This is a genomic window from Paenibacillus silvestris, assembly GCF_009882985.1.
Lineage (GTDB): Bacteria > Bacillota > Bacilli > Paenibacillales > NBRC-103111 > Paenibacillus_E > Paenibacillus_E silvestris.
In genome coordinates this window covers 117,311-126,259 of sequence record NZ_WTUZ01000002.1, presented here as the reverse complement: position 1 = coordinate 126,259, position 8,949 = coordinate 117,311, and the positions used below count along the sequence as shown (strand labels likewise).

At 51.4% G+C, this 8,949-nt stretch carries 9 protein-coding genes; all 9 read right to left on the bottom strand.

Annotated features, from left to right (window positions below; all coding sequences use genetic code 11):
• Positions 1-326: 326 nt before the first annotated feature.
• Positions 327-539, bottom strand: coding sequence for a DUF1642 domain-containing protein (locus GQF01_RS00960; RefSeq protein ID WP_161404896.1), 213 nt, complete (start codon positions 537-539; stop codon positions 327-329).
• A gap of 46 nt (positions 540-585) precedes the next feature.
• On the bottom strand, positions 586-1,344 hold the full coding sequence (locus GQF01_RS00955; protein ID WP_161404894.1) for a YwmB family TATA-box binding protein: 759 nt from the start codon (positions 1,342-1,344) through the stop codon (positions 586-588).
• Between the two features lie 86 nt (positions 1,345-1,430).
• Entirely contained in the window at positions 1,431-2,954 is a 1,524-nt protein-coding gene (locus GQF01_RS00950; protein WP_161404892.1) for an amino acid permease, read from the bottom strand.
• Between the two features lie 45 nt (positions 2,955-2,999).
• The gene (locus GQF01_RS36555) at positions 3,000-3,128 is read right to left on the bottom strand and encodes a hypothetical protein (RefSeq protein ID WP_268894311.1); all 129 of its coding nucleotides are present in this window, start codon (positions 3,126-3,128) and stop codon (positions 3,000-3,002) included.
• Between the two features lie 41 nt (positions 3,129-3,169).
• Positions 3,170-4,036 (bottom strand): ethanolamine ammonia-lyase subunit EutC, encoded by an 867-nt coding sequence (gene eutC, locus GQF01_RS00945; protein ID WP_161404890.1) that lies wholly within the window; start codon positions 4,034-4,036, stop codon positions 3,170-3,172.
• 13 nt (positions 4,037-4,049) lie between these two features.
• Positions 4,050-5,411, bottom strand: coding sequence for an ethanolamine ammonia-lyase subunit EutB (locus GQF01_RS00940; protein WP_161404888.1), 1,362 nt, complete (start codon positions 5,409-5,411; stop codon positions 4,050-4,052).
• Entirely contained in the window at positions 5,408-6,871 is a 1,464-nt protein-coding gene (locus tag GQF01_RS00935) for an ethanolamine ammonia-lyase reactivating factor EutA (RefSeq protein ID WP_235958725.1), read from the bottom strand. Before GQF01_RS00935 ends, GQF01_RS00940 begins: the two co-directional genes overlap by 4 nt.
• 7 nt (positions 6,872-6,878) lie before the next feature.
• A complete protein-coding gene (locus tag GQF01_RS00930; protein WP_161404884.1) occupies positions 6,879-7,487 on the bottom strand; it encodes an ANTAR domain-containing response regulator in 609 nt (202 codons plus the stop codon).
• Positions 7,484-8,929 carry a sensor histidine kinase gene (locus tag GQF01_RS00925; RefSeq protein WP_161404882.1) on the bottom strand — a complete coding sequence of 482 codons (1,446 nt, stop codon included), beginning with the start codon at positions 8,927-8,929 and terminating at the stop codon, positions 7,484-7,486. The genes GQF01_RS00930 and GQF01_RS00925 overlap by 4 nt, the downstream gene beginning before the upstream one ends.
• Positions 8,930-8,949 lie beyond the last annotated feature (20 nt).

Sequence of the window (8,949 nt, the reverse complement as noted above, 5' to 3'; positions counted from 1 at the left end):
CTCATTGACTTGCTAGCGAGATTATTCATCTCTTTTAAGTCGATTACTCGACTGTGCTTACTCACTCGTTGTTCAGTTTTCAAAGATCAATTTACTTTCGTTCTCTGCCGTGTTACCGAAGCAGCGAAAAGTAATATACCATACTATTTTTCATTGTGCAACTCTTTTTTTATTTCTTTTTTCGAGCTGCATTTTCTTGCTTATTTCGCGGCATTCTTGCGGCCGGAATGACAATATAACATGTCCAACAAGTGGAATGCAACTATTTTTTTTCATTTTTTTAACGAAAGAACACCTGCCCCTAGAGCAAGTGTTACAGTCACCTTTTATCCCTCATATACGGTATAGCTGTTGACGATTGCCGCGGCGAACGTTACGCGATTATTTCGAAAGAAATGAAACAGAATGCGAGCCTCCGGTAATTCATCATCATACCTCGGAAAGTTGAAGAAATCGTCGTCTGCCCATCCTTCTCGTCGCAACCTTTCAATGGACTCGGCAATAACACTTGGAATGACTGGTTTCATAATCGTTGACATCTCTTCACTCCTTAACGTTATTTGCATTTCATATATGTATAGAGAACTAGTACTCCATAGTGATAATCGGTGTGCCTGCTGTCAGCCGCCACTTGCCTGTCGTTGAGTCCTGATGCAGAGCAAGCTGCATATTCACTGTTTGGTTTCCGCTTTGGATGGAAGTTTGAAACGCATCAGAAGCCAAAGACAAGCTAATCGTCTTTGAATCACTATAACTCTCTACTATTGTGCCTTTAAAAGCTTGCGCTACTGCATGAGCCAAATCGTTGGCACTATTTTTCCCTGACAGTACTTGCTCTTGCTCGTTAACATAGCTTTGCACCATCACATTCCATTGTCCCTCGATGCCTAGTTTCTTTAATTGATCGCCAGCTTGCTCTTGCCAATTCATAAGCTCATATTGATCTGCTTGTTCAGATGCATCTAATTTCAGCACGGTATAGCAGCCATTGGATCCGGCTGGACTTGCAACTGTTAAGGTGGCGACTGCACCAGGAGCAATCTCCGTACGTGCTGAATACACCGCATGGGAGTTGGACTCGCTTAATTGATCTGCTTGCGGAATATTGAAGGCTTGGGAGAGCTTTTGGCCGGTATGGAGGATGTTAAGGTCGCTGCCATCGCAAGTTCCGTAATAGCCCGTATATTTGAAAGCAATTTGCTGCTCATTCATCATGTACGGTTTCACAGTGTTCAAAAGTTGAAGCGCTTCTTGCCCGCTGCGAGCATCTGCATGACGAACCCAGCCAAAGATAATGCCGATAATAGCAACTGCAAGAATGGCGTTAATCCAATTTTTCTGCATATAAAAAGGCACCTCTTCACTAGAATCTACAACTCTAGTAAAAGGATGCCCAAATCTATCAAAGGCTAAACCAAGTAGGATGAAGTCTATTCTAACTCTTTTTCCCGGCGCAAAATCTCCTCCATAGACTTGTTAAGAGCAGCCTGCGGGCCAAGGAAGTGCTTGTTATAGTAGGACAAATCCATAATGACCAAGAGAATGAGCATTCCCGCTACGGCATAACCGGCCATTTGGTTCGGAGGGATGACCATGATGACGCAAATAAAGAGAATCCAGATCAGCGCGACAAACGAGATCACATTGCTGTATTTTCCGAGATTCCAAGGCCCGAGATGCTTATCTTGAAATCTTCCTTCGGCTTTGGCCCGGAGCTTCAGGTAAATGGGAATGCCATAGGCGACATAGAGACCTACAACACTAACCGCTGTTAAGAACGCTATCGTTGTGTACGTGGCATCGGGGTTCACCATTTTGATGAGATAGTCGATGAAAGCAAGAAGGAAGGAGAGAATGATGGCCAGCCAGATGGCTTTGGCCGGGGTCCGATATTTTTTGGAAATTTGCGCCCATTGTGTGCTTAACGGCATCCCTTGATCCCTAGAGAAAGCATACATCATGCGGGAAAAAGAGGTGATGGACGCAAGTCCGCAGAACCACATCGCAGCGGTGACTAGCCACAAAATGACAGAACCAAACGTACCGCCAAGCGCTTCGCTGATCACATAGATGAACGCATTACTGGAACCAGCAGCCGCACTAGCATCCTTGATGGACAAGGTGACAAAGGCGAGCATGATGAAACCAATAACAAATGAATACGCGACGGATGTGAAAATCCCCCAAGGCGCGCGCACACGCGGATTAATCGTTTCTTCAATGGTATGCGCCGAAGCGTCATAGCCCGTAAAGGTCCACTGTGCCTGCAAAAGTCCGATCAAAAAAGCAAACATATAAGGTTTATCGGAAAAGGTTTCGCCTACTTGGAACAGGTACGAGACCGGGTTTAGGCTGCCTTTGGTGAAAAAGGCCAGAGACAGGACCAGCACCGCCACCACAGCGATGTGGTACCAGGCGGAGAAGTCGTTGAGCTTCGCAACGATCCGAATACCGATGTGATTGAGGATGCCATGCGTAAGCAAAATGACCGAGAAGCAAATCAACACCGTTGTATTGCTGGATTCATAACCGAAGACGCTAGCGATCAGAGGATCAGCGAACAACGCGACGGAATAGTCGATGCCGGCGACGATGCCGATTTGGCCGATGAGGTTGATCCAGGCGGTGTACCAGCCCCAGCGTTTGTTTCTCAGGATCGCAGCCCAGTGGTACAAAGCGCCTGCCGTCGGAATGGCCGAGGCCAGCTCAGCCATGACAGCCGCAACACACATCACAAAAAACGCGACGATTGGCCAGCCGAAGCCCATCATGCCCGCTCCGCCGTAGGTTAATCCGTGACCGTACAGAGATACAGCGCCAGTCAGAATGGAAATGATGGAGAATGAGATCGCAAAGTTGGAAAACCCACCCATACTGCGCAGCAGCTCCTGGGCATAACCGAACTTGTTCAAATCACTTTTGTCTTTGTCCTGATGATTGGAAGATAAGCTCATCTTAATTCCTCCTCATCCATTCCATACGATTGGTACAGCCACGATTCATTTCCCCAAGAAGCTTTCATGCTTGCTCTCATCGAACTCCCGAATGCTCTTGTTCGCGATACTAACGATCCACCCTGCAAACAAACACGTGATCACAACAATGACGATGCCAATCGTCAGTCCCATTCCGCCCCACCTCCTTCACCGAATGACTTGCTTGTTCAGATTCAGATTTCAAGGTTAACGCCGCTCGTCTTTTGTTCGAGCATTTTCTGTACGAGGGTGCCGATATGCGCGCCGCCTTCCAGTGGAGGTGTGCCCCCGCGATGAATATTGGAAATGACTGTGCGGTCGCTCTCTACCGTGCCTTTCCGCGGTCTGTAACAGATGTAGGCACTTAAAGATTTGGACGAAACAAGCCCAGGGCGTTCTCCGATCAAAAGCACGAGTACATCCGGCTGCAAGATTTCACCAATATGATCCATCACGGCCACCCGGCCGCCTCGCACAAAAAACGGAGTACCTGTGGATAACTTATAAGCACTTAGCGAGTCAAGAAGCGAAGGATATACATCGGCGAGATTCGCATCTACTGCGTTGGCGCTTAGCCCATCAGACACAACGATCTGCACCTGTGGCTGCATCTTGCATTTTTGCTGAATAAGGGCGATTCCCTCCTCTGTAACAATACGTCCCATGTCGGGGCGCTTTAAGTAGTTTTCCGTGTTCTCATAGCGCGTTTCTACGGCAAATAAACCGAATTGGTCCAAAAGCGCTGGACTCGCTTGGCCATAGATGGAATCGACAGCTGCTGCATGGTCACGGCGAAATTTCAGCACCTCTTTGGTCAGCGCCCTCGTGCCCGCCCGCCAAACGCCGATTCGCGATGGTGTGCTGGACAGCAGTTCGCTCATCCCCTCCTCCCATTTGGGACTCGGCACATGCGACTGCGGCTCTTCGTTTGCCGGAACAGTTAAATCTGGAGGATCAGACGGCGGGGACTCTTCCCCTTTGGATACAGGAATGGATAGCTTCTTCTCTAGCTCTGCCATCACCATATCAACCAGCGCATCGATGGGGACAGCATGGTTCATCGGTACACCTCCTTCACATAAATAAACTCGGGTCTCCCGCAAGTGGCGTTAGTCGGCCATTTTCCATAATGCCCATTCGAATCAGCCATTGTTCAAAAGCCGGAGCCGGCCGCAGCCTCATTAATTCCCGCAAAGTAGCGATATCGTGATAGCTGGTCGACTGATAGTTGAGCATACAGTCGTCGGCCATGGCTACACCGATCAAATAATTGACGCCTGCAGCGGAAAGCAGCACAGCCAAATTGTCCATGTCATTCTGATCCGCCTTCATGTGGTTGGTGTAGCAAACATCCACCCCCATCGGCAGCCCCTGAAGCTTGCCCATGAAATGGTCTTCCAGCCCGGCGCGAATAACCTGTTTGCTGTCATATAAATACTCAGGCCCAATGAAACCAACCACCGTATTGACGATAAACGGCTTATATTTTCGGGCAAGCCCGTAACAGCGCGACTCCAGCGTGACCTGATCGATACCGTGATGCGCTTCCGCGGATAACTCAGAGCCCTGGCCGGTTTCAAAATACCACAGATTCGGTCCCGTCCCCGTGCCCTCCCGCATGATGAGCTCATCCGCTTCATCCAGCAGCGCGACGTCGATGCCGAAAGCTTTATTGCCCTCTTCCGATCCCGCCAAGCTTTGGAACACCATGTCCGCAGGCGCGCCCTGACGAATAGCGCGCATCTGCGTCTTGATATGCGCCAAAACGCAGTTCTGCGTAGGGATCTGCCATTTCTCCATGACCTCTTTGGTCATCTGCAAAATGTGCTTCACGCTATCGGCCGAATCAATAACGGGATTGATGCCAATCACCGCATCGCCGATCCCGTAGCTTAATGCTTCAAAAAGGGCCGCCTTAATGCCCTGAATATTGTCTGTAGGATGATTGGGCTGAGCCCTTCCGGCTAGTACGCCTTTTTGACCGATGGTGATGTTGCAATGGCTCGTCACTTCCATCTTGGAGGCAGCCTGCACCAGATCCAGATTCGTCATCAGTTTAGCAGCTGCGGCCACCATCTCACTCGTTAGCCCCCGGGAAATCCGGCGGATTTCCTGATTCCCTGTCTCCTGCCGCAGCAAATGCTCTCGCAGCTCAGCCACCGTCCAATTCCGCACCTCGGCATAGATTTTCTCATTCAAAGCATCCTCGATAATCCGTGAAACTTCATCGGTTTCTGGAGACAGCAGAGGATGGTTGCGAATATCCGCCAGCGTCAAATCGGCAAGCACTTCTTTGGCGGCGATTCTTTCCTTCGCATCCTGCGCGGAAATGCCCGCGAGCTGGTCGCCGGACTTCTCTTCATTCGCTTTGGCCATCACTTCCTTCAAATCCTTGAATTGAAAGGTCGTGCCGAGCAGTGTCGTTTTCAAATTCATAGATGGCTCTCCTCCCCTCTGCCTTTAGCTTGGAAGGCTAATGTTTTGACCACTACGGGAATCATGATGCCGGAGATCGGCTCACCCAAATCGATATAATCCCCGTGCTCCACACGGATCTGATCGATGCAAATGACTTTCAGGCGCTGAGCGCAGCGTCTTGAGAGGGATTGGCCGAGCGCCTTGGCAACATCCGTTTCACAAATGACGACCATAGCTTCGCTATGAGGAAAATGATGAGTAAAACTCGCGTACAGCTGATCGGCTATGTATTGAAGGGTTGGATAGGTTAGGTGGTGCGTTCCTGATAACGCAAGGCCAAACGGAGGCGAACGATCTAGAGAGAATAAGCTTCCGCCACTTCTCATGAGGGTATCAAACTGCTCTGCAAGCCCACCGCCTTGGACTAGCAGCTGCGGCGAAAGCTCAAGCTTGAGCACGGGCAGGTTGCGAATCGGCAGCAGCGATGCATCCAAATGCACCGTAGCGCCGCTGATCTCCGTGCTCTGCATCCCAGCGCCGATGACGGTCGCTCTAACCGTCTGATCCGCTTGGATCTGGCGCACGGGGTACTCAGCGGCCAGTTCTTTCCAGGCGCGAGCGAGCAGCGGGCCGATATCTTGGTGCAGCGCCGCGTCAGTCAAACTCTGAGGCGGCATCTGCGTCATAAGCTGACCTATGCCGCCGGAGACCATCCACTCTTCTATAGAAGGGATGGCGGCTAGCGGTGGTCCGATCATTAGAGCCGCTAACTCCGCGCATGAATCGCGGCCGCTTAAATAGTCCATGATGCAGCGGCACATGGCCCTGCAGATCTCGTTCAGCTGCGGCAGGCTCAGCCTGTCGCCCGGCTGAACGGTGTAGCCAGCGCTCTGCAGCCAAGGGCGTATCGACGGCGACACCTCAAGGATCGTGCCGGTCGAATCGATCCGGATCAGCCTGCCGCCGACATGAAAGGCCACCGTGCCGAGCAGCTTGCCTCGATGAAAAATCGCCGCATTCGCCGTCCCGCCGCCGATATCAATGTTGGCGACCGCGCCTCGAAGCTGCAAGGAGCGCTGCTCTGCGCCGGCGCCTTTGCCAGCGAGCAGCCCTTCGAGATCCGCGCCAGCTGTCGCGACGACGAAATCTCCCGCTCGCTGCGCGAGCAGGTGGAGGATGTGCTGCGCGTTGGTTTTGTTCGCCGTCTCGCCCGTTATGATGACGGCGCCGGATTTGATATCCGCTGGCCGGATACCAGCCTGCTCGTACTCCTGAGCCACGATGGCCCAAATACGCTCCGTGTGGATCTCATCGCTGCTCAGCAGCGGAGTGCTGTAAATCGGGCTTGCGTACAGCAGCTCCCGCTCCGCAATCTGAAAGCGCGGCAGGCTGAGCACGCCAGAGGAGCGCACGATTTTCAGCCGGGAAATCACCAGCTTCGTCGTGCTTGTTCCAATATCGAGGCCGACACTCGTCATCCATTGGTCAGCCATATTTCCGTTCACCCGCGCCTGCCAAGGCCTCGGCCCCATCCCGCAGAATATGATCTGCCAGCCTCGCAAGCGGGATGCGGGCCGCCATGCTCACTTCGCGCATTCTGGCATAGGCCTCCTCTTCGCTCAGGGTGTGCCTCTGCATGACGAGGCCTTTCGCTTTTTCGATGCTTTTGCGTTCCTCAATGGATTGCTTGAGAAGTTTGATATCCTGCTTCAGCGAGTCCATCTTCTCCTTCTGGCTCAAAGCAATCTCAACAGCTGGCAGCAGATCTTCCTCCGACACCGGTTTGACCAGAAAAGCAGCCACACCCGCCTCGCGCGCATCCTTCACGAGCTCCTTCTGACTGTAAGCAGTCAGGAGCAGCACTGAGGTATCCTGCTGCAGCTTGCGGATAATATGAGAGGCTTTGATGCCGTTCATGATGGGCATTTTGATATCCATAATGGCCAAATCTGGCTTCACGCGAGCGATAAGCTCAATCGCTTCCTCGCCATTTTTGGCTTCGCCTGCAACGAAATAACCGCCCTCCTCCAGCATTTCACGGATATCCATGCGAATGATGGGATCATCATCGACGACGACGATGGCATTTCTCATGGCGATTCGTCCTCCTTAGACTGCATTCTCGCTATCGGAAAGGTAAGCTGTACTTCAGTCCCTCGCTCATCCGTCATGATATGGAGAACGCCGCCGAGATTTTCTTCCACTAGTGTCTCTGTAATTTTCAAGCCCAGATGCCCTTTCCGCTCCGAATGATTCGCCGCTTTGAAGCCAATGCCGTTATCTGACACCCGAACCCGAGCGAAGGCGTCTTGATGCTGCAGAGAAACTTCAATATGCCCAGTACGCCTCTCTCCAAAAGCATGCAGCACACAGTTCTGCACAAGTTCATTAACAACAAGCGCAAGCGTCGTGGCCGCATCGGACTGTAAAATGAGCTCATCCCCAGAAATCGTCGGGACGATTGTCTGATCCGGTTTGGACGAGGAGGAAATGATGTTCTTCATAATACGGTCAACGACCTCGTTAAAATGGATCGTCTCCAGTCCTTCGAATGCAAGCATTTCATGAATGACAGCGATTGAATTAATGCGGTTGATGCTGTCGCGATACACCCTCTCGACCTCTTCGTGTTTCGTTCTGCGCATCTGCAGGCGGAGCAAGCTGGATACGGTTTGCAAATTATTTTTCACACGATGATGGATTTCCTTGATGACCGCCGATTTGATGATCAGCTGCTTCTCCTTCTCTTTCATATCCGAAATATCGCGCAGCAAAATAATCCCGCCTACCTCCCGCTGCTCCCGGTAAATGGACATGGCCTTGAGCTCGAAGGTTATAGATCCGATCTGCAGTTCCTGCTGGATGAGGCCTGAGCGGCCAAGCACCGTCAATTTCCCATAAAACAACTGGGTTATTGAGGAATCGTTAGTTGCCTCAGTCGTGTGACCGATTTCCTTCAGCATGTCGAGCGCACGCGGATTCGTGTAAGTGACCCGCTCCCTATCATCAAAAACAATGACGCCTTCATGCATCAGCGACTGCATGCTCCCCTGCGACATGGCCACACTAAGCAGCGTTTCGCTTAGCTGTTCCGTTGTCTCCATTAATCGAGTCACATTCTTCTCCTGCTCAAGTTTCTCGGAAATGTCTTTCTCCATGATGAGTGCGCCGATAACTTGGCCGCTTCTGGAGCGAATCGGCACGACATTTTGCTGAATGGCAATCTGCTCCTGCGAAATACCCCGTGAGCCGATCACGGATTGGCCGGAAAGCAGGCAGAACATGACGGCGGGCTCATTTTGCACAAAAGCATACTGACCTACGACTGACGTTTTGTATAAAGAGGAGCCTCTGGAGGGATGTGCCTCAGCCACGACGAGCGCCGTACTTTGGTCAGGGAGCGGACAGTCTATAAAGACGTCGGATTCCGATACATCGGCAAATAGTTGGAGATGAACTGCCATCTCTTGAATGGTTTGGACATCTTCTTTGCTCAAAAGCGTATACTTGCTGCACAATTCCATAATGGACGCCATGGTGCAATCCCTCTTCACTT

Coding starts and splice junctions, on each gene's coding strand:
- GQF01_RS00960 (WP_161404896.1), bottom strand. CDS start 539: ATGTCAACGATTATGAAACCAGTCATTCCAAGTGTTATTGCCGAGTCC.
- GQF01_RS00955 (WP_161404894.1), bottom strand. CDS start 1,344: ATGCAGAAAAATTGGATTAACGCCATTCTTGCAGTTGCTATTATCGGC.
- GQF01_RS00950 (WP_161404892.1), bottom strand. CDS start 2,954: ATGAGCTTATCTTCCAATCATCAGGACAAAGACAAAAGTGATTTGAAC.
- GQF01_RS36555 (WP_268894311.1), bottom strand. CDS start 3,128: ATGGGACTGACGATTGGCATCGTCATTGTTGTGATCACGTGTTTGTTT.
- eutC (WP_161404890.1), bottom strand. CDS start 4,036: ATGAACCATGCTGTCCCCATCGATGCGCTGGTTGATATGGTGATGGCA.
- GQF01_RS00940 (WP_161404888.1), bottom strand. CDS start 5,411: ATGAATTTGAAAACGACACTGCTCGGCACGACCTTTCAATTCAAGGAT.
- GQF01_RS00935 (WP_235958725.1), bottom strand. CDS start 6,871: ATGACGAGTGTCGGCCTCGATATTGGAACAAGCACGACGAAGCTGGTG.
- GQF01_RS00930 (WP_161404884.1), bottom strand. CDS start 7,487: ATGAGAAATGCCATCGTCGTCGTCGATGATGATCCCATCATTCGCATG.
- GQF01_RS00925 (WP_161404882.1), bottom strand. CDS start 8,929: ATGGCGTCCATTATGGAATTGTGCAGCAAGTATACGCTTTTGAGCAAA.